This window comes from Alcanivorax sp. NBRC 101098, assembly GCF_001010505.1.
GTDB classification, from domain to species: Bacteria; Pseudomonadota; Gammaproteobacteria; order Pseudomonadales; family Alcanivoracaceae; genus Alcanivorax; species Alcanivorax borkumensis.
In genome coordinates, this window is sequence record NZ_AP014613.1 from 2,533,010 (window position 1) to 2,552,958 (window position 19,949).

18 protein-coding genes are annotated in these 19,949 nt (G+C 57.5%); 14 read left to right on the plus strand and 4 right to left on the minus strand.

What is annotated here, in order from left to right:
* Positions 1–86: 86 nt before the first annotated feature.
* On the plus strand, positions 87–2,651 hold the full coding sequence (locus tag AS19_RS11435) for a penicillin-binding protein 1A (RefSeq protein ID WP_011589514.1): 2,565 nt from the start codon (positions 87–89) through the stop codon (positions 2,649–2,651).
* Positions 2,652–2,761: 110 nt separating this feature from the next.
* Here AS19_RS11435 and AS19_RS11440 read toward each other — a convergent pair whose 3' ends face one another.
* Together AS19_RS11440 and rpmE are read right to left on the minus strand one after the other, a co-directional pair.
* Positions 2,762–4,036: a malic enzyme-like NAD(P)-binding protein gene (locus tag AS19_RS11440; RefSeq protein WP_011589515.1), complete on the minus strand. Its 1,275-nt coding sequence runs from the start codon at positions 4,034–4,036 to the stop codon at positions 2,762–2,764.
* Between the two features lie 108 nt (positions 4,037–4,144).
* Positions 4,145–4,363 carry a 50S ribosomal protein L31 gene (rpmE, locus tag AS19_RS11445; protein WP_011589516.1) on the minus strand — a complete coding sequence of 73 codons (219 nt, stop codon included), beginning with the start codon at positions 4,361–4,363 and terminating at the stop codon, positions 4,145–4,147.
* Between the two features lie 137 nt (positions 4,364–4,500).
* On the opposite strand from rpmE, the gene AS19_RS11450 reads away from it, so the two are divergent.
* The 13 genes from AS19_RS11450 to tatC all read left to right on the plus strand — a co-directional run bounded on the left by AS19_RS11450 (position 4,501) and on the right by tatC (position 16,957).
* Positions 4,501–6,675: a primosomal protein N' gene (locus tag AS19_RS11450; RefSeq protein WP_011589517.1), complete on the plus strand. Its 2,175-nt coding sequence runs from the start codon at positions 4,501–4,503 to the stop codon at positions 6,673–6,675.
* Between the two features lie 128 nt (positions 6,676–6,803).
* On the plus strand, positions 6,804–8,558 hold the full coding sequence (argS, locus tag AS19_RS11455; protein WP_046962088.1) for an arginine--tRNA ligase: 1,755 nt from the start codon (positions 6,804–6,806) through the stop codon (positions 8,556–8,558).
* On the plus strand, positions 8,558–9,196 hold the full coding sequence (locus AS19_RS11460) for an SPOR domain-containing protein (protein WP_046962089.1): 639 nt from the start codon (positions 8,558–8,560) through the stop codon (positions 9,194–9,196). The genes argS and AS19_RS11460 overlap by 1 nt, the downstream gene beginning before the upstream one ends.
* A gap of 135 nt (positions 9,197–9,331) precedes the next feature.
* Positions 9,332–9,874: an ATP-dependent protease subunit HslV gene (gene hslV, locus AS19_RS11465; protein WP_007150844.1), complete on the plus strand. Its 543-nt coding sequence runs from the start codon at positions 9,332–9,334 to the stop codon at positions 9,872–9,874.
* A gap of 2 nt (positions 9,875–9,876) precedes the next feature.
* On the plus strand, positions 9,877–11,214 hold the full coding sequence (gene hslU, locus AS19_RS11470; RefSeq protein WP_011589520.1) for an ATP-dependent protease ATPase subunit HslU: 1,338 nt from the start codon (positions 9,877–9,879) through the stop codon (positions 11,212–11,214).
* A 107-nt stretch (positions 11,215–11,321) separates the two neighbouring features.
* The gene (locus AS19_RS11475; RefSeq protein WP_035459486.1) at positions 11,322–12,017 is read left to right on the plus strand and encodes a hypothetical protein; all 696 of its coding nucleotides are present in this window, start codon (positions 11,322–11,324) and stop codon (positions 12,015–12,017) included.
* 1 nt (position 12,018) lies between these two features.
* Positions 12,019–12,771 (plus strand): bifunctional demethylmenaquinone methyltransferase/2-methoxy-6-polyprenyl-1,4-benzoquinol methylase UbiE, encoded by a 753-nt coding sequence (gene ubiE, locus AS19_RS11480; RefSeq protein ID WP_035459484.1) that lies wholly within the window; start codon positions 12,019–12,021, stop codon positions 12,769–12,771.
* Positions 12,768–13,454: an SCP2 domain-containing protein gene (locus AS19_RS11485; protein WP_011589522.1), complete on the plus strand. Its 687-nt coding sequence runs from the start codon at positions 12,768–12,770 to the stop codon at positions 13,452–13,454. The genes ubiE and AS19_RS11485 overlap by 4 nt, the downstream gene beginning before the upstream one ends.
* Positions 13,454–15,058: an AarF/UbiB family protein gene (locus tag AS19_RS11490; protein WP_035459479.1), complete on the plus strand. Its 1,605-nt coding sequence runs from the start codon at positions 13,454–13,456 to the stop codon at positions 15,056–15,058. Before AS19_RS11485 ends, AS19_RS11490 begins: the two co-directional genes overlap by 1 nt.
* 90 nt (positions 15,059–15,148) lie before the next feature.
* Positions 15,149–15,484, plus strand: coding sequence for a phosphoribosyl-ATP diphosphatase (locus AS19_RS11495; protein ID WP_011589524.1), 336 nt, complete (start codon positions 15,149–15,151; stop codon positions 15,482–15,484).
* 41 nt (positions 15,485–15,525) lie between these two features.
* The gene (gene tatA / locus AS19_RS11500; protein ID WP_011589525.1) at positions 15,526–15,765 is read left to right on the plus strand and encodes a Sec-independent protein translocase subunit TatA; all 240 of its coding nucleotides are present in this window, start codon (positions 15,526–15,528) and stop codon (positions 15,763–15,765) included.
* Positions 15,766–15,825: 60 nt separating this feature from the next.
* Positions 15,826–16,218, plus strand: a complete 393-nt coding sequence (gene tatB, locus AS19_RS11505) for a Sec-independent protein translocase protein TatB (RefSeq protein WP_011589526.1) — start codon at positions 15,826–15,828, stop codon at positions 16,216–16,218.
* Positions 16,211–16,957, plus strand: a complete 747-nt coding sequence (gene tatC / locus AS19_RS11510) for a twin-arginine translocase subunit TatC (protein WP_011589527.1) — start codon at positions 16,211–16,213, stop codon at positions 16,955–16,957. Before tatB ends, tatC begins: the two co-directional genes overlap by 8 nt.
* Positions 16,958–17,156: 199 nt before the next feature.
* Here tatC and AS19_RS11515 read toward each other — a convergent pair whose 3' ends face one another.
* Together AS19_RS11515 and AS19_RS11520 are read right to left on the minus strand one after the other, a co-directional pair.
* Positions 17,157–18,104 carry an alpha/beta hydrolase gene (locus tag AS19_RS11515; protein ID WP_035459477.1) on the minus strand — a complete coding sequence of 316 codons (948 nt, stop codon included), beginning with the start codon at positions 18,102–18,104 and terminating at the stop codon, positions 17,157–17,159.
* On the minus strand, positions 18,083–19,906 hold the full coding sequence (locus tag AS19_RS11520) for a DUF4105 domain-containing protein (RefSeq protein ID WP_011589529.1): 1,824 nt from the start codon (positions 19,904–19,906) through the stop codon (positions 18,083–18,085). The genes AS19_RS11515 and AS19_RS11520 overlap by 22 nt, the downstream gene beginning before the upstream one ends.
* Positions 19,907–19,949: the final 43 nt, after the last annotated feature.

The following is a 19,949-nucleotide window of genomic DNA, read 5'->3' on the forward strand; positions in this document are numbered from 1 at the left end:
TCACAACAAGCATTCCACCATATAATGACCCACTTCACGGGCCGGCTAGGCCTTTCTACCGATCCCAGCCAGTAGTTGCCGAAAACATGCGTTTACCCTCCTGGATCCGATACCTGCTGTTACTCCTTATTGCCGGCGCCGGTGGCGGCCTCGCGGCACTTGCCGCCTGCTACCTTTATTTGGCCCCACAATTGCCCCCGGCAAACCAGATTCGCGAGGTGGAGTACCAGATCCCTCTGCGCATCTACAGCCGCGACATGAAGCTGATTGCAGAATACGGCGAAAAGCGTCGCCAGCCAGTGACTTTCGACGAACTGCCGCAACCACTAATCCAAGCGGTACTCGCTGCGGAAGACGAACGCTTTTTCCAGCACAATGGGGTCGATTTGAAAGGTCTGTTACGGGCCTTCGTTGAGCTTGCTCGTTACCGAGAGATTCGTTCTGGCGGCTCCACCATCACCATGCAGGTCGCCCGGAACTTCTTTCTAGACCGTGAACAGCGTTTTTTGCGCAAGTTCAACGAAATCGTACTGGCCATTCAGATCGAAAGGGTTCTCAGCAAAGAAGAGATTCTTGAGCTTTACCTAAACAAGATCTATCTAGGCCACCGCGCCTATGGTGCCCAAGCGGCCTCACAGGTGTACTACGGCAAGTCCGTGGGCGAACTCAGCCTGCCCCAGTGGGCCATGATTGCCGGCTTGCCGAAAGCCCCTTCCGCCTACAACCCCATTACGAACCCTCAGCGCGCCCGGGTACGACGCAACTGGATTCTTCATCGCATGCAGGAAACCGGCGTCATTACCGCTGAGCAGAAAGAGCAAGCGCAGGCTGCGCCAGTCAGCGCCCGCTTCCACGCAGCGTCACCGGAAGTAGACGCCAGCTACCTAGGGGAAATGGCTCGCTTGCAGGCCATGAAGCTGGTAGATGCCAACATTTACACCGACGGCATTCGCATCATCACCACCGTGGACAGCAAGCGCCAGCAAGCTGCCGTTAACGCCCTGCGCAAAGGTTTACACAGCTATGACGAACGACATGGCTACCGTGGTCCGCTAGCACAACTGGATGTGAGTGACGCACCCACCCTCCCCTCCCCATCCAATGCAGATAACGAAGCCCCTCCGCAGGACAGCACCGACACAACGGAGGTGATCGAGGAAGCTGAACTAGAAAAAACCATCACCGGCCTCAATCCTGATGTGGCCAACTGGGCTGAACGCATCAAGGACCAACGACGCATAGGCCCCCTGCAACCGGCCATCGTTACCGCCGTAGGCAAAAAAGACGCAGAGATTCTGTTCCGTGACGGCAAACGCAGCCCACTTGCCTGGGATGACATCCGTTGGGCTCGCCCACAATTAAACAATAAATATGTAGGCAAGGAGCCAACCCAGGCCAGCGACGTCCTCAGCAAGGGAGACGTCATCTACGTTCGTCCAGCCGGCAATGACGAGGATCGGCATTGGCGGCTCGCGCAGCTACCAAGAGCTCAATCCGCACTGGTCTCCCTTGATCCGACCAGCGGCGCCATTGTTGCTCTGCAAGGTGGCTACAGCTTCTCCACCTCCAATTTCAACCGTGCCGTACAAGGCGAGCGCCAAGCCGGCTCCGTATTTAAGCCCTTCATCTATACCTCAGCCATGGAAAGCGGCTTCACCCCAGCCACCATCATCAACGACGCCCCCGTGGTCTTTGACGACAACAAGCTGGAAACTGCTTGGCGACCCACCGGCGCCAGCGGTAAATTCTTTGGCCCCATCCGCATGCGCGAAGCCCTTTATCGCTCCCTAAACCTAGTTTCTATCCGCATCCTTCGGCAAATCGGGATTAGCCAGGCCATGGGCACACTGAAACGTTTTGGCCTACCGACAGACACCTTCCAGCGAGATCTTTCGCTGGCACTGGGCAGCGCCAGCGTCACCCCCATGGATATTGCCGCTGCCTACAGCATCTTTGCCAATGGCGGCTACCGCGTTACCCCATGGAGCATCCTGCAAATAGAAAAGGACAACGGAGAGGTGCTTTGGAAAGCGCCGGAAATCACCTTCTGCGAGCACCACTGTCAGGCACCGACAACCGGCAACCCGCCAGCTGAGAACAACTCAACCCGTCACACCGATGACAGCAACAGCTTTGAAAACGCTCTAGAGCCACTGCAACCCCCCCCGGTCATGGCTCCCCGGGTTGTTGATGCTCGTATTGCCTGGCTAATGAACTCCATACTCCAAGATGTTGTGCGTCGCGGCACTGGTCACCAGGCTAACCGTCTGGGTCGCCGGGATCTGGCAGGCAAAACCGGCACGACCAATGATCAGTTCGACGCCTGGTTTTCCGGCTACTCGCCGGATCTGGTTGCCACCGTCTGGGTTGGATTTGATAACCCTGCCACCCTAGGCTGGGGCGAATATGGCGGCAAGGCAGCGCTACCCATCTGGATGGACTACATGGGCCCAGCCCTGAAAGGAGTGCCCGAGCACCAACTGAAACAACCCTCCGGCATCGCTACCGTACGCATCGATCCAGATAGTGGCCTGCTAGCTCGGCCGGAGAATCCGGACTCCATTCGCGAGTACTTCATTGACAGTCAGGTTCCCAAACTGGAACCCGCTCGCGGCCCGAATGGACACAGTGCGCCGGAACAGATCTTTTGATGCACGCAGCGTACAACTCTGCTCTGCTGTGCTGTGCTGTGCTGAAACAGAAATGAGCAGCCATAAAAAAACCGCCGAAAGGCGGTTTTTTTATGGCTGGCACTGCTCCCTTAAAGTTCTGGGAAAATCTCGTCCAGCGAGTTTAGCGGGTAGTGTGATGGGTATCCCTTACGGGCCACACCACAATCCACCGCTGCCTGGGCCACAGCAGCAGAAACCTTGCCCAACAAACGCGGATCATTCGGCTTGGGAATGATATATTCCGGCCCGAAGGTCAACGGCTCACCACCGTAGGCATCCAGCACTTCCTGCGGGGGCGCCGTTCGCACCAGCCCGGCAATAGCATGCACTGCGGCGATCTTCATTTCTTCAGTGATGGACGTGGAGCGCACATCCAAAGCCCCACGAAACATGTACGGGAAACACAGCACATTGTTTACTTGGTTCGGGAAATCCGAACGACCCGTCGCCACAATCGCATCCGGACGTGCCGCCTTGGCCACTTCCGGACGAATTTCCGGATCCGGGTTAGCCAACGCGAAGATGATCGGCTTGGGAGCCATCTTCTTGACCATTTCTGGGGTCAACATATCCGGCCCGGAAACGCCGATGAACACATCCGCGTCTTCCACAGCATCGTTCAATGTGCGCTTATCCGTATCGTTGGCCAGCGCAGCCTTGTACTGGTTCAGATCATCACGGCGGCTATGAATCACCCCCTTACGATCCAACACCAGAATATTTTCCTTGCGCGCGCCCATCTCGATCAACAACCGCACAGATGCGATACCCGCCGCACCAGCCCCGACACACACTACCTTGATGTCTTCGATACGCTTGTTTTGAATTTCCAGCGCATTAATCAAACCTGCCCCCACCACAATAGCGGTGCCGTGCTGGTCATCATGGAATACGGGAACTTCGCACTGTTCTTTGAGAATACGCTCAATCTCGAAACACTCCGGCGCACGGATATCTTCCAGATTGATGCCACCGAAGGTGCGATGAATACGCATTACCGTATCAATAAAAGCCTGGGAATCCTCAGAGTCCACTTCGATATCGAACACATCGATACCCGCAAACAACTTGAACAGAATGCCCTTACCTTCCATCACCGGCTTGGAGGCTAGCGCGCCCAGATTGCCAAGACCAAGAATCGCCGTGCCATCACTAATTACGGCTACCAGGTTGCCCTTGGAAGTAAAACGGTAGGCCAGCTCCGGCTCCCGCGCGATTTCTCGCACCGGTTCAGCTACACCTGGGCTATAGGCCAGGCTCAGATCTCGACTGGTCGCCGCCGGCTTGGTTACCTCGACGCTAATTTTCCCCGGCCGCGGTTTGGCGTGGTATTCCAGGGCCGCCGTTTTTAAATCCTCGGACATGCTGGTCTCCGCTTCCCTTTTTTGGGATATACACTGTGTACGCAAGTACTTAACGTAAAAAGCACCCAGTTGGGTGCTTTTTACAATAGGCGCTGTAACGACGCGCTATTAGTCCTTCTTGCTGCGCATCATGCCAAAACGTTGCTTGAACTTGTCGATCTGGCCACCGCTATCAGCCTGCTTCTGCTTGCCAGTATAGAAAGGATGGCAGGCAGAACAAACGTCCAATGCCATATCACCGCCTTTAGTAGAACGGGTTTCAATGACATTGCCACAGCTACACGTATACGTGGCTGTCTGGTAATCGGGATGAATCTCTGCTTTCATTGCTAAGCTCCATTTTGTGTCGCTACCGGCCTCTGCGACAGGCACCACACGGCTTGCGCCTGGGAAAAAGAAGGCGAATCATAACAGCTTGTCCCCATTGCGCAAGCGCAAAGCCGCCGCGAGCTCCAGGAAATTCCGTGTCATCCAAGAATACCCTGCAAATTGCCCTGCCCGTTCCCCTACCCGGGTGTTTTGACTATGCGCTGCACGGCACAGTGATACCGCCCCGAGGGAGCCGAGTCAAAGTTCCCTTTGGGCGCCGCACCCTCATCGGCCTTGTCCACGGCCATGCTCCCAGCGATTATCCAAAGCTGAAAGCTGTAGAGGCGGTGATCGACGAAGAGCCCGTTCTGCCCGATGAGCTTTACCAGCTCTGTGAGCGGGCGGCCCGCTACTACCACCACCCTCTTGGGGAGGTGCTGAATTACGCACTCCCCACCTTGTTACGCCAAGGCGGCGACGCCCAAGCCAGCCTGGAGAAACGCTGGCAGATTAGCGAACGGGGCCAGCATGTTAGCGATGACCAAGTTAGCCGCGCCCCGCGCCAGCGAGACGCTTTGCGCATTTTGCGTGAGCATCCCCAAGGCCTGAGCAGCGCCATGCTAGCGGCACTGGACGTAAGCGCATCCGCCCTGAACAGCCTGCGCGAAAAGAGCTGGGCAAACCAAATTCACGTGGATACCCGCCCTGAGGTCCCACGAGAAACCCTGGCCCAGGCCCCGCTGGCCGCCAACGCCGAGCAGCGTGGGGCAATCCAGGCAATCCAGAAAGCCAAGGGGTTCGCCCCCTTCCTGCTGGACGGCATCACCGGCAGCGGCAAAACCGAAGTCTACCTGCAAGCCATGGCGCCGCTGCTGGCCGCCGGCAAACAGGTAATGGTGCTGGTTCCGGAAATCGGCCTGACCCCACAAACGGTACAGCGCTTCAAGCAGCGCTTTGCCGTGCCTGTTGTCACGCTGCATTCTGGGCTCAGCGACCGAGAACGGCTGGACAACTGGCTCGCCGCCCGTGAGGGTCACGCGCGCATTATCATCGGCACTCGCTCAGCCATCTTCACGCCCATGCTGAACCCCGCTTTGATCATTGTGGACGAAGCCCACGACAGCTCCCTCAAACAGCAAGATGGCTTCCGCTACCACGCGCGGGATCTGGCCACCTGGCGCGCCCAGCAGTTGGAAATCCCGGTCATTCTGGGCAGCGCCACACCGGCACTGGAAACCCTGCATCTAACTAGGCAAGGCCGTTTCCAGTGGCTGAAACTGTCCCAACGCGCCACCGCCCAGAGCCGCCCCCCCATCGAAATTGTTGATGCCCGCCTAGCCCCCCCCGGCAACCCACTACTGCCCCTCTCTTTGCAAGCGCTTAAACAATGCGTAGAGGCAGGTAATCAGGGGCTGGTGTTTATCAACCGCCGCGGCTATGCCCCCATGATTCTCTGCCACGACTGTGGCTGGCAAGCAGAGTGCAAGCGTTGCGATAGCTTCCTCACCTGGCATCGCAATGACCAGGCCCTGCGCTGCCATCATTGCGGCTATCAACAGCCGGTGCCTAGCCGCTGCCCGGATTGCGGCTCCAGCGCCATTCAGGAAGCCGGTAGTGGCACCGAAAAGCTCACCGAGCTGCTTGAACAGTCCCTACCGGTACCGGTGATTCGCATCGACCGGGATGCCACTCGCCGCAAGGGCGCCTTAGATGCGCATCTGGCACAAATCCAAAAAGGCGAGCCCGCCGTCATGGTCGGCACTCAGATGCTGGCCAAGGGCCACCATTTCCCCAAACTGACCTTGGTGGTGATCCTCGATATGGATTCTGGCTTTCTCAGCGCCGACTTCCGCGGCCCTGAACAGGCCGCACAGTTGCTACTACAGGTGGCCGGCCGCAGCGGCCGCGAAGGCAAAGGCCGGGTGATTCTGCAGAGCCGCCACCCGGATCATCACTTACTGCAACTAGCGGCCAGCGGCGACTACCCACAACTGGCCACCACCCTGCTAGAAGAGCGACAGATGGCCGGACTGCCCCCCCACGGGCACTTGGCTCTGTTCCGCTGCGAAGCCATGACCATGGGCACCGCCATGAACTTTCTGCAACAGCTAAGCACTACTGCGGTTCCGCAGGATGTTCACGTCCTTGGCCCGATTCCCGCCCCCATGGAAAAACGTGCGGGCCGTTTCCGCACCCAGCTACTGCTGCAATGCAGCCAACGGGCGCCGTTACATCAAGCCCTTAACGTGCTATTGGAACAGGCCCGCAAACTCCCTGAGGGGCGTCAATGCCGCTGGCACGTGGATGTGGATCCGATTGATATGTTATAGCGACGCCGGAGACGGACGCCAGACAGAGCAGTGTCGGCCATCAGACATCCTGCGCATGCGTAAGCATGGCTTTTCCCGTACAATCGCCGGCCAGTTAAACGGCCCAGAGCCCTCCACAAAAGAATGTCATGAAAGAACGCCTGATATCCCTTATTGAAAGCGCCTTGGACACCCTGATCACCGACGGTACTCTGCCCGCTGACGCCAAGCGCCCAGTGCAAATTGACCGCACCCGGGACAAGAGCCACGGTGACTTTGCCACCAATATCGCGCTGATGCTGGCCAAACCCGCCGGCATGAAGCCTCGTGATCTAGCAGAAAAGCTGATCGCCGCTCTGCCCAACGACAGCGCCGTGGCCAAAGTCGACATCGCCGGGCCCGGATTTATCAATTTCTTCCAGGCCGATGACTGGCTCACCGGCCTATTGGATTCCGCCCTGGCCGACGACTTTCTCGGCATTAGCCGGCCAGAGCAGCCCCAAACCGTGGTGGTGGACTACTCCTCACCCAATCTGGCCAAAGAAATGCACGTGGGCCACCTGCGCTCCACCATCATCGGCGACGCCGTGGTGCGTACCCTGGAATTTCTCGGTCACACCGTGATTCGCCAGAATCATGTGGGCGATTGGGGCACCCAGTTCGGCATGCTTCTCGCTTATCTGGAGGAGCAAAAAACCGAAGAAGGTGAGCGCGAGCTGAGCCGTGAACTGGCCAACCTGGAAACGTTCTACCGGGCCGCCAAACAACGCTTCGATGAATCCGACAGCTTCGCCGACCGGGCCCGCGCCCTGGTGGTAAAACTGCAATCCGGCGACGACTACTGCCTGACCCTTTGGGCAGAGTTTAATCAGGTATCGCTAAGCCACTGCCAAGCGATCTACGACCGCTTAGGCGTCAGCCTGACACCGGCAGACGTGCACGGCGAAAGCGCCTACAACGACGACCTGGCGCAAGTGGTGGCAGATCTGGACAGCAAAGGGCTGCTCAGTGAAAGCCAGGGCGCTCAATGTGTGTTTATGGACGCCTTCAAAAACAAGGAAGGCGAACCGCTGCCGGTGATTGTGCGTAAAGCCGACGGCGGCTACCTGTATGCCACCAGCGACTTGGCAGCCCTGCGTTACCGCGCCAGCACCCTGCGGGCTGACCGCATGCTGTACTTTGTCGATCAGCGCCAGGCACTTCATTTCCAACAAATGTTCACCTTGGCAAAACTGGCCGGCTTTGTGCCCGAACAGACCGAGCTGGCCCACATGGGCTTTGGCACCATGAACGGTCCAGATGGCCGCCCATTCAAGACCCGCGACGGTGGCACGGTTAAACTGGTAGACCTACTCGACGAAGCAGAGCAACGGGCCTTTGCCCTAGTGCAAGAAAAGAACCCGCAGCTGGACGACGAAGAATTACGCAACATTGCCCGCTCTGTGGGCATCGGCGCGGTAAAATACGCCGACTTGTCGAAAAACCGCAGCAGCGACTACATCTTCAACTTCGAACAAATGCTCAGCTTTGAAGGTAACACCGCCCCCTACCTGCTTTACGCCTACACTCGTGTAGCCAGCGTATTCCGCAAGGCCGAGCTGGACATGGCTAACGTAAGCGGCGACTTCCTGTTAAACGAAGACGCAGAACACACTCTCGCCGCGCGCCTAGTGCAATTTGGTGAAGTACTGCAGAACGTAGCCGACAAGGGCCAACCGCACCTGCTCAGCGCCTACCTGTACGATGTGGCCGGCCTGTTTTCCAGTTTCTATGAGCATTGCCCCATCCTCAGCAGCGAAGATGACCGCATTCGGCAAAGCCGCCTTAAGTTGGCCGCCCTCACCGCCCGCACTCTCAAACACGGCATGGAATTGCTGGGCCTGAGCCCACTGGAGCGCATGTAATGGCGAAGAACACCCGGCGCGGCGCCAGCCGCGGCCCTGCCCGCAAAAAGACACCCCAGCGCCAGGTACCCGGCTGGGTGTGGTTGTTTACAGGTCTCATGGTCGGGCTGTTTGTGGCCTTCCTGTTTCACCTGGGAAAAACCCAGATTGAACAGGGCAGCAGCACAGGGGCAAACAACAACGACAAACCCGCCAAAACCAAGGCCGAGCCAAAACCAGGGCCTAAGAATGAATCCGGTGACGACTCACCCAAATTCGACTTCTATGCGGTATTACCCAAGATGGAAGTGATCGTGCCACAGAACGAAACCGACAGTGGCTCACATACCACCAGCAAACCGGATGCCACCAAGAAGCCGACAACAACCCGCAAGCCAGAAGCCGGCACTCGCAATAGCAACGAGAAATATTTGCTACAAGCGGGCAGCTTTCGCCGCAACGAAGATGCCGATCGCCGTCGAGCCGAGCTAATTCTGAAAGGCTTCGAGGCCAACATTCAGTCAGTCAATCTGGACAGCGGCGACAGCTGGCACCGGGTCATGATTGGCCCCTACAACAACCTTAACGCCATGCACCGCGCCCAGGACCAACTGGCCAGCAACGGCATTGAGACTCTGCCAATCAAAATGAAAAAATAAAGCATCGGGTGCTTGATGCCCAACGCCTGATGCCGCCCCGCGTCGGCATTGGGCATCTGCCATCTCGCTTTCTCTCCTTGAAATCCCCCTGTTGCGCCCATACTTCCTTTGCTACGCGTAAAAAGGAGAATTCCCGTGGAGCAGTATCGCGGTACAACCATTGTTTCTGTTCGTCGAGGCAACAACGTCGTCATCGGTGGCGATGGCCAGGTTAGCCTGGGCAACACTGTCATGAAGGGCAACGCCCGCAAGGTTCGTCGGCTTTTTCATGGCAAAGTCATTGCCGGATTCGCCGGTGGCACCGCCGACGCCTTTACCCTGTTCGAACGTTTCGAAGCCCAGCTGGAAAAGCACCAGGGCCACTTAGTCCGCGCCGCCGTGGAGCTGGCCAAAGACTGGCGTACCGACCGAGCCCTACGCCGGCTGGAAGCCCTGCTGGCAGTCGCCGACAAGGAAAGTTCACTAATTATTACCGGCAACGGCGACGTGATTGAGCCGGAAAAAGATGGCCTGATCGCCATCGGCTCGGGTGGCCCCTTCGCCCAGTCCGCCGCGACTGCCCTGCTGGATAATACCGATCTGCCAGCCCGAGACATCGTCGCCAAGGCGCTCACTATTGCCGGCGATATCTGTATTTACACCAATCACAACCACACCTTCGAAGAGCTGGACGGTTAATCATGGCTTCCCTGACACCCAAAGACATTGTTTCCGAACTCAATCGCCACATCGTCGGTCAGGACGCGGCCAAGAGAGCCGTGGCTCTGGCGCTACGCACCCGTTGGCGTCGCATGCAACTGCCCGAAGAAATGCGTGCCGAAGTGGCGCCCAAAAACATTCTAATGATCGGCCCCACCGGGGTAGGTAAAACTGAAATCGCCCGCCGCTTGGCCAAACTGGCGGATGCCCCCTTCATCAAGGTAGAAGCCACCAAATTTACTGAGGTGGGCTACGTGGGCCGGGATGTGGAGTCCATTATCCGTGACCTGATGGAAGTAGCCATCAAGCTGTTGCGCGACAAGGAAATTGCCCGTGTCGGCAGCCAGGCCGATGACGCTGCGGAAGAGCGCATCCTCGACGCTCTGCTGCCTCCGGCTCGCACCGATGACAGCAGCGCCAACACCGACAACAGCACACGCCAGATCTTCCGCAAGAAGCTGCGCGAAGGCGAGCTGGACGACAAGGAAATCGACGTGGACGTGGCCAGCAACCCGGCCGGCATCGATATCATGGCGCCCCCAGGCATGGAAGAAATGACCAGCCAGCTGCAGCAGATGTTTTCCAAAATGGGCAACAACCAGCAGCGCAAGAGCCAGAAACTCAAAGTTCGCGAAGCCTATCGCCTGATTCGCGACGAAGAGGCCGCCCGCTTCGTCAACGAAGACGAACTAAAAGTGCAGGCCATCGACGCGGTGGAAAACAGCGGCATCGTCTTCATCGATGAAATCGACAAGGTGGCCAAACGCGGCGAAGGCGGCGGTACCGACGTCTCTCGCGAAGGGGTACAGCGCGACCTGCTACCCTTGATCGAAGGCTCCACCGTATCCACAAAATACGGCATGGTGAAAACAGATCACATTCTGTTTATTGCCTCCGGCGCCTTCCATCTGTCTCGCCCCAGCGACCTGATCCCCGAGCTGCAAGGCCGCTTGCCCATCCGCGTAGAGCTAAGCCCGCTGAGCCCGGACGATTTCCAGCGCATCCTCACCGAGCCAAAATGCTCACTCACCGAACAGTACAAGGCTCTACTGGAAACCGAGGGGCTGAATCTGGAGATCACCGACGATTGCATCCGCCGCATTGCGGAAGTGGCTTGGCAGGTCAACGAACGCACCGAGAACATCGGCGCGCGCCGCCTGCACACGGTGCTGGAAAAGCTGCTGGAAGAAATCAGCTTTGACGCCGACTCTCTCGCCACCCAGTATCACGACAAGCCGCTGGTACTGGACGCAGAGGCTGTCGACCGTTACCTGGGAGAGCTGGCCGATGACGAAGATCTGAGCCGGTATATTCTGTAACCGCAGCAGGTACCACGCATCATGTCGCACCCTTTTTAGCGTGCCAGTGTGATGCGTGGTGCCTGCCGGCGTCTCACTTTGCTATTATCCGTGCCGGAGGGAAAACCATGACCGCCGGCCAACAACTACAACACTATCTCGACCGTTTTTTTGCCCTGCGCCAGCATGGCGACGATGCCCTGTTTCTAACCCGACTGCGGCGCCTGCAGAATTGGCAGGCAGAGCGCCTCACGCGCACCCATGCCCACCTTCTCGATGACCCGGTAACCGCCGAGGGAGTCCGTTTCCTTTTAGAAGACGTCTACGGTGGCCGCGAACTGCTGCCGGTGGCGCGGGAAGTCCACCGGGCCTTGCCCAAGGCGATGAAACTACTGCCCGACAAGGTCATGGCCACCTCCGCCGCAGCATTGGAAGCCGCCATTCTCACCCAGGAACTTGACGAGGCGGTCACCGACATCCTCGGCGACCAACTCGACCAGCCCATTGATGAAACCATCTACTTGGCTGGATTCCGCCAGCCGACCCACCATGACGACCGTCAGCGGCAGCTACAACTGGTCGCCGAACTGGGTCATCGGCTGGATCGCTATATCCGCTCGCGGATGCTCCACGCCACCTTCAGAATGGTCCGCAAACCGGCCCATGCGGCAGGCTTTGCGAACCTGTATGATTTCATGGATCGCAGTTTCCGAGTGATGAAACCCGTCCCCAGTGTGGGGCTGCTGCTTGAACAGCTGGCCGCCCGGGAAGAAGCCATTATGGGAAAGGTTTTCGCCTGTCACCCATCGCCTTTCGAGAATTGATATGTCCGACGATAACAAGGTCACACACTTCGGCTACCAACAAGTGCCATGGCAGGAAAAGCAACAGAAAGTGGCAGGCGTATTTCGCTCGGTGGCGGGCAAATACGATGTCATGAATGACCTGATCTCCATGGGTAGCCACCGCATTCTCAAGCGCATGACCATTGAGCTCGCGGGCATTCGTCCGGGCCACAAAGTGCTCGACCTTGCTGGCGGCACCGGCGATCTAGCGATCAAATTTTCCCGGCTGGTTGGCGAAACCGGCCAAGTGGTGCTGGCTGATATCAACGACGCGATGCTAGACGTGGGCCGCGACCGCCTGTTCGATGCTGGCTGCAGCCACAACACTCAAGTCACTCAGGTTAACGGCGAGTGCCTGCCGTTCGAAGACAACAGTTTCCACTGCATCACCATTGCCTTCGGCCTGCGCAACATCACCGATAAAGACGCCGCCCTGCGTTCCATGTTGCGGGTCCTGAAACCCGGCGGGCGCCTGCTGGTGCTGGAGTTTTCCACCCCCACCAATAAGCACCTAGCCAAAGCCTACGACGCCTATTCCTTTGCTGTCTGGCCCAAACTGGGCAAGCTCATCGTCAACGACCCCGACAGCTACCAGTACCTGGCCGAATCCATTCGCATGCACCCAGACCAAGATACCCTACAGGGCATGATGGACAACGCTGGCTTTGCCCGCACCGAATACTTCAACATGATTGGCGGCATCGTGGCCCTGCACAGAGGATTCAAATTTTGAGCCTGAAAGACCAGTCACGCTCTCCCGGGCTGCTCTCTACCACCGCCCTGGCCACCGTGGAGCGAGCCATCAACACGGCCCTGCGATCTGACCCCGCCAGCGCAGAGCGCCTGGCCGTACACGCCGGCCGGCTTATTGCCATTGAGGCCACACTGCCCCCCGTGGCCATCTACGGGTTAATCGTGGAAGACGGCGTGGAGCTCTACCACCGCAGTGATGCCACCCCGGATGTGGCGGTGAAAGGCAGCCCCATGGATCTGGCCTCGCTACTGCTCAACTGGAAAACCCGCCCCGGCGTTATTGGCGGCCCCGTGAATATCAATGGCAACCGTGATTTCCTACAGGAGCTGCAGCAGATTGCCAACGATCTGCAGATCGATTGGGGCGCCATCCTGGAGCCGATTACCGGATCAGAATTGGCACAGCAATTGGATTACAGTGCTCGGCGCCTGTTCGGCTGGGCCAAACAAGCGGCCTCCCGTCTGACCGAGCAGCTAGGCGATTATGTCGGCAACGAATCCGGGCTTACCCCCCGTCGCCGTGACGTTTACGAATTCGGCCAAGACGTGGATGAACTGCGTATGGATGTGGACCGCCTGGACGCTCGCATTCAACGGTTAAGAAGCCGCTCGACTTCCTCATCACCCTCCTCGCCACAGGATTCCGGGAGCTCACCACACTAATGCCGCCGATTACCCGTATGCTGGTGGTGATCCATGTGATCTGCCGCTACCGGCTAATATCCTTGCTTCCCCCACACCCCACCAAGGGGTTATTGCTTATTCTCCAATATCTGGTGCCTGCTAGCTGGCTCGGCACCGGCCACCTAAGCGAAGGGGAGCGTCTACAGAAAGCCCTGGAGCAACTAGGCCCGATTTTCATCAAATTCGGCCAACTGCTGGCCACCCGGCAAGACATGCTGCCGCCGGAGTGGGTCGCCGCCCTTGCCCGTCTGCAAGATCAGGTTGCCCCATTCGACGGCGAGCAGGCCAGGGCCCTGGTGGAAGCCAGCCTGCACCAACCGCTGGATGAAGTATTCCGTGACTTTGATAGTACGCCTATAGCCGCAGCCTCGGTCGCGCAGGTACACGCCGCCACCCTGCACAACGGCCAGCAAGTGGTTGCCAAAGTGCTGCGCCCTACAATCCGCCCGGTGGTGGAAAGGGATCTGAAAGTCATGGCATTCGGTGCACGCTGGCTGGAACGCCTATGGCGTGATGCTCGCTATTTCCGCCCGGTCCGAGTGGTGCAGGACTACCGAGAGATCCTCCTTGGCGAGCTAGATCTGGCCGCCGAAGCGCGCAACAGCGAAACCATGCGCCGGCATTTTCTGTTCAGCCCACTGCTGCACATCCCGGCCATACATCTGGAACTGTCCAGCCCGACCGTAATCATCATGGATCGCATCCATGGTATTCCGGTGAATGATATCGAGCGCATTAAGGCCGCGGGTATCGACCCGAAAGTGCTGGCCGAACGGGGCGTGGAGATTTTCTTCGCCCAGGTATTCCGCTTCAATTTCTTCCACGCAGATATGCACCCGGGAAATATTTTCGTCAACCCGGAACATCCTGAATCGCCCCAGTACATGGCAATAGACGCTGCCATCGCTGGGCGCTTGTCCAAAGACGATTTGAACATCCTCGGGCGCATGGTGTTGGCGGTAATGCGCGAAGACTACAGCGCCCTAGTCGATGCGGTTATTCGCGCCGGCTGGAATACCGCCCCCATCGACCGCTCCCGGTTCGAACGGGCGGTAATCGACATCGTCGAGCCGGTTCGCTCTGCCCAGCTTGACCAGCTGGAATTCGCGCCCCTAGTAATGAAGCTGTTTGATATGGCGCGTACCTACCATATCGAAATGCCGGTGCAGTACATCCTTCTGATGAAAACCTTGGTGCATATCGAAGGGCTGGGGCGCAGCATCTACCCGCAGCTGGATATCTGGAGCACCGGGCGCCCACTGCTGGAAGCGTGGATGCTGGCCGAGTACGGCCCCAGCGCCACCCTGAAGAAACTACAAAACCGCCTACCGGAATGGTCCGCTCAACTTCCAGACATGCCCGACCTGCTGCGCGACGGGCTGGAAAGCCTGCGAAACCTGCCCTACCAGCAAGATCGCCAGGAAGCCCGTTTCGAGCAGCAGCTAGTGCGTCACCGTCAAAAGCTGTTTGCCGGCCTCGTCGCGCTGGGCTGTGCCGGCGCGGCCCTATGGCTGGCCAACCCCTACAGCTGGGCCTTGGGCGGTGCTGCGGCCATTCTGGGCAGCTGGAGCTGGCGCCGCTAGCAACAACACCTCAGAAAAAAGAGCCTATGGCCCTTTTACGCACCCTGATAAACTCATCCCCCTGCCGGGTTGGGCAATAAGGAATACACTATGTCAGACATACTCAGTGAGCTGCATCAGGTTCTGGAGTCACGCAAGGGCGCCAATCCGGACAGCTCCTATGTGGCCAGCCTGTATGCCAAGGGCCTCAACAAAATCCTGGAAAAAGTCGGCGAAGAAGCGATAGAAACCATCCTTGCGGCCCGAGATGCGGAAGTCAGCGGCGAGCATCAGGCACTGATCAGCGAAACTGCCGATTTATGGTTCCACTCCCTGGTAATGTTGGCCAAACTGGGCGAACACCCAGACAAAGTCCTGGCAGAACTACAACGACGTTTTGGCCTGTCCGGCCATGATGAGAAAGCCGCACGCAGCGGTAAGCACTAACGTAGCTAACGCGGCCCTTAACTTTTTCGGAGAGAAATTCCATGTTTTCCGGTATCAGCATTTGGCAGCTATTGATTCTCCTGGCCATCGTGGTCCTGTTATTCGGCACGAAAAAACTACGCAACATCGGCGGTGATTTGGGCGGCGCGGTGAAAGGCTTCAAAAGCGCCATGAAAGATGGCGAAGACGAGCAGGACCATAAACGCTTGGCTGACGACGATCAGCCCCAGAATAAGCAAGACGCCGAGCAAAAAGCCGAACAGGAAAAGGACAAAGCCTGATAGCTGCCGCCCATTACCGGCGGCACAGCCTAGGCAAGATCCTGCCAAACCGAGGATACGATGTTCGATATCGGCTTTACCGAACTCACCCTGATTTTCATTATTGGCCTAGTGGTACTGGGGCCGGAGCGGCTCCCTACCGTCGCCCGAACCCTCGGTCACTGGATCGGCCGTGCCCGCTCCACGCTCAATCATCTAAAGAGCGAGCTGGAACGTGAAACCATCACCCAAGATATGCAAGAGCGTATGGAAAAACAGATGCGCCAGATGGGGCTGGATGAAGACAGCATCCGTGAGGCCAAAGACAGCCTACTGAGCCCGGAGCAGATCGCTCGCTCACGAACCCCTCGCGACAAGCCCCTATCGGCCGCGCTGAATAACGACGAAAGTCCCAGCGACAAAGATAGCGCCGATAAAAATAACCATGACCAGGATTCCCGCCGCCATGACTGATGCCAGCAATGACGCCGGCCAGCCGCTGATTGCCCATCTGTTGGAGCTGCGCAACCGCCTACTCAAGGCCATGGTGGTTATTTTTATCGTCTTCCTTTGCCTGTTCACGTTTTCCCGTGAACTCTATACCCTGGTGGCAAAACCACTAATGGACGCCATGCCATCCGGCACCAACATGATAGCCACTGGCGTGGCTTCGCCTTTTCTGGCCCCATTCAAGCTAACACTGTATTTAAGCGTGTTTGCTGCCATGCCGTTCTTATTGCATCAGGCTTGGGCTTTCGTGGCACCGGGCCTATACAAGCATGAAAAGAAATTGGCGATTCCCTTGTTAACCAGCAGCGTGCTGCTGTTCTACGGTGGCGCGGCCTTCGCCTATTTCGTGGTATTTCCGTTGATGTTCCAATTCTTCACGGCCATTGCTCCGGAAGGCGTGGCTGTGACCACCGACATCAGTAGCTATCTGGATTTTGTGCTGGCGTTATTTCTGGCGTTCGGGCTAGCCTTTGAACTACCCATCGCCATCGTACTGCTGGTGAGCACTGGCGCCACCACGGTGGAAAAGCTAAGCAAGGCTCGCGCCTATGTGGTGGTGGGCTGTTTCGTTATCGGCATGCTGCTGACACCACCGGATATCATCAGCCAGACACTGCTGGCGATCCCCATGTGGTTTCTTTTCGAGATGGGCCTGCTCGCAGCCCGAATGATAAAAAAACAAGCATCGGCCCCGCCAGAGTAAAGCCATCCAACACAGCGCGTGCTGGGTGCTGGGTGCTGGTGCAGACCGTATTTAGCCCCCGCCTAGCCAACGTCACAAAAAACTCGAGGGTGTAAATCGGTCCTCAGAATGTGAGACGATAATGATGCTGGCTGGCCTGCGAGCATCTCGACAACCCTCGCCATTCACTACGCGCAACACGCTTTTTTCAAACGCAAGACTAGAACCGATACCCTTTGTCGGGAGCGGGAAGAGGCACAAACAACTCCGGGGGAGATTCATCGTCTGATGGCGCCACCGGCTGTTCGACTTCCGCCACCTTAGCGGCACAATCATTATCCTGCATAAAATCCACCAACCGCTGCTGCACCGCCGGGTCACGAGAGCTTTCGGTATGGCCTCCACGCAGTTTTTGGAAGGTTTTGGGTTGCTGTGCGGCCGCATAAAGCCGCTCACCGTGAGCATAGGGAATCACGGGGTCGTCCACGCTATGCATCACCAACAAAGGCGTTGGCTTAATGCCGGCCACTCGTACTTCCGGGTCCAGTTCACGATCAGGCATTGCAGGGACCACCATCCAACGTAATGGCCACAGCAGCCAACTACGTTTCATTACATCGCTGGTAATATCTCGGTAACTGGCAAACGCGGCCTCCAGGATCACACAGTCCGCCGCACCAGCGTTGCCTTTTTCACCCAAAACGCTAGCGACCATGGAAGCGCCCAGGCTCTGCCCGAACACGACCAACGGCGCACCCTCCGTGCGTTTGGCATGGCGTAGCCAATCCAGGCCCAACTGCACATCATCGAGCGCTTCCGGCAAACGCGGCTTGCCTTCCGACAACCCATAACCTCGGTAATCCAGCAAAAATACGTTATAGCCCTGCGCCGGCAGCCACTGCACGTTGGCCAAGTGAGTGCTGATATTCTGGGCATTACCGTGCAGGAAATAGACCGTGCCACGGGCTGGGGCATCATTGGCCGCCGGCAACCACCAGCCATGAATACGCATACCGCGCGGGTGTATCAGCACAATATCCTCGTACTCCAGCCCTTGGTTTTCTGGGTTCTGCACCCACGCAGACATGGGGTAGAAAAACAGCTTGCTACACCCTACCAGCAGCAGGCTCAGCAGCAGCGCTGTGCTTAATCGTAATACCATCGCCATTGGAGTTTGAACTCATCATCATAACCGCCCCTGCGGTTCTCACGCGCAAGAGAAGCGCGCAAGCCATGCTGGCGGGTCATTGCCCACTGCACCGCAAACTGGGAGGTGTATCGATATTCATCGTTGGTGAAATAGTGCCCCACTCCGCCTAACTGCCACTGCCAGTCGCCACGGTGATAAACAATACCCGTGTCTAGACCGGCCCCCGGGGTCAGGAAGGTGCCGAACTCGCTATTATTCTCCATTCGCACGCTGGTTAACAGATACGGCTGCCAGTTCCTCCACAGCCAGCTTCCGCCAGCACCTCCTTGCATATAGCGCACCAACCGGCGACGCCCCGCCCAAGTCCGCTCCAAACCTCCCTCTACATACCAGCTTAATGGCTTCATGAAGCGATTTCGTGGCGCTAGGGACCGAATACTGACCACATCCAGCTCTTCCAATTTGACCTGGCCAGACTCAGTGCTGCGCAGAGTCATATCCAACCCTTCGATCTGTGCGCCACGCAGGAAGCCGTATTGGTTGTCGAGCAAATCATGGTAGGTCAACCGGTAGGTCAGCTCACCAAAATCCAGCTCACCTTCACGTTGGCCACCGCTAACGCCCAACATCTGGGTGCCATGCCCCTTTTCCGGTGGCTCGGGGTGCTCGGTTTCGGGTACCGGCACTGCCGGCAGACTATTGATTAGAGTCAGCAGCGTAAACGAGCGTTTCGCCACCGCTGGCGTTCGCTGTTCCTTGCGGTGGGTAAGCCTGATGTAGCGATAAGCCACCGCCGCCATAATCGCTCGTGTTTCTGCAGGTTCAGCCAAAAAAGCTGACGACTTGGCCAGGCCGGGATCATCGGCCAGCGCTCTTGCCAGTTTTTGCTGGGAAGCATTGAGCTGCAGACGCAGATTATCCAGCTCAACGGACTTGGAAGGCCGATAATACCGGCGGCTAATGATCTCCCGCTCATCCAGCGCTCGCACTGTGTTGACAGGCACTTCGGCAAACCTCAACTCACTTAACAACCCGGAGCCCGGGCGTGCCACTTCCACCAGCTCAAGCAAACGAAATGAGCAATTCTCATCAAAGAAGTAGTAATCAAAATTGATCTCTTTGAGTTCCCAGAGATGATCGATCAGCCAGTCGATTTCAGACTGATCCAGATCCAGGGTGTATTCCCACATATCCCGGTTTTCCATGTGCGAATATTCCTGAATTTTCTGCACATAGGGCACCAGCGCAAAGCGACCCGGATAACCGCCCGCCAAACCGCGATAAATATAGAAAAAAGAGTTATCGGAGTCGGATGAAACCGCCCCGAAATTGACAGCCCATGACAACCAGACGGCACTGTCTTCGCCCTGATCCAGTCGCAGCAAGGTATGCCCAAACATGGATGAAGGGCTATTCAAATAAGCGGCAGGAAAAACCAACACCGCACGGTTAGCATGAATCGCATCCCGCCATTCATTGTAATCATCGCAGTGTGAAAACGGCGACTCATTCTGCCAACCCAGTTTTTCGGATAAGAAACGATAACGCGCAGGGAAACGGCATCGCGCAGGCGCCCCGGCTGGGCGAAGAGCCTGCTCAGTCGCTTCCAGCTCCGCTAGCGGATCTATCTTCCCTGAGTCAGCCAAAAAAAAGCGGTCGTCATCCACGTAACTCTGGTGCTTGTCACGCAGGGTAGCACCAGGATTGATATGCAATAACGCCTGCCAGCGGGGCATGTCTGCCAGCGTAGAAAAGGAAGAAGTTGCAGCAAACGCCGGCACAAACCAGCACAGCAGCACACAGAAAAGGCCAGTGCGCATCCGGATTCATCCGTCTAAATTAGCAAGCTGACAAGAATGTCAG

Bases quoted from the DNA above. Each gene is read 5' to 3' on its own strand.
- AS19_RS11475 (WP_035459486.1), top strand. From the start codon at position 11,322: ATGACCGCCGGCCAACAACTACAACACTATCTCGACCGTTTTTTTGCC.
- tatB (WP_011589526.1), top strand. From the start codon at position 15,826: ATGTTCGATATCGGCTTTACCGAACTCACCCTGATTTTCATTATTGGC.
- AS19_RS11520 (WP_011589529.1), bottom strand. From the start codon at position 19,906: ATGCGCACTGGCCTTTTCTGTGTGCTGCTGTGCTGGTTTGTGCCGGCG.
- hslU (WP_011589520.1), top strand. From the start codon at position 9,877: ATGGCTTCCCTGACACCCAAAGACATTGTTTCCGAACTCAATCGCCAC.
- AS19_RS11460 (WP_046962089.1), top strand. From the start codon at position 8,558: ATGGCGAAGAACACCCGGCGCGGCGCCAGCCGCGGCCCTGCCCGCAAA.
- AS19_RS11435 (WP_011589514.1), top strand. From the start codon at position 87: ATGCGTTTACCCTCCTGGATCCGATACCTGCTGTTACTCCTTATTGCC.
- argS (WP_046962088.1), top strand. From the start codon at position 6,804: ATGAAAGAACGCCTGATATCCCTTATTGAAAGCGCCTTGGACACCCTG.
- AS19_RS11515 (WP_035459477.1), bottom strand. From the start codon at position 18,104: ATGGCGATGGTATTACGATTAAGCACAGCGCTGCTGCTGAGCCTGCTG.
- ubiE (WP_035459484.1), top strand. From the start codon at position 12,019: ATGTCCGACGATAACAAGGTCACACACTTCGGCTACCAACAAGTGCCA.
- tatA (WP_011589525.1), top strand. From the start codon at position 15,526: ATGTTTTCCGGTATCAGCATTTGGCAGCTATTGATTCTCCTGGCCATC.
- AS19_RS11440 (WP_011589515.1), bottom strand. From the start codon at position 4,036: ATGTCCGAGGATTTAAAAACGGCGGCCCTGGAATACCACGCCAAACCG.
- AS19_RS11495 (WP_011589524.1), top strand. From the start codon at position 15,149: ATGTCAGACATACTCAGTGAGCTGCATCAGGTTCTGGAGTCACGCAAG.
- tatC (WP_011589527.1), top strand. From the start codon at position 16,211: ATGACTGATGCCAGCAATGACGCCGGCCAGCCGCTGATTGCCCATCTG.
- rpmE (WP_011589516.1), bottom strand. From the start codon at position 4,363: ATGAAAGCAGAGATTCATCCCGATTACCAGACAGCCACGTATACGTGT.
- AS19_RS11490 (WP_035459479.1), top strand. From the start codon at position 13,454: ATGCCGCCGATTACCCGTATGCTGGTGGTGATCCATGTGATCTGCCGC.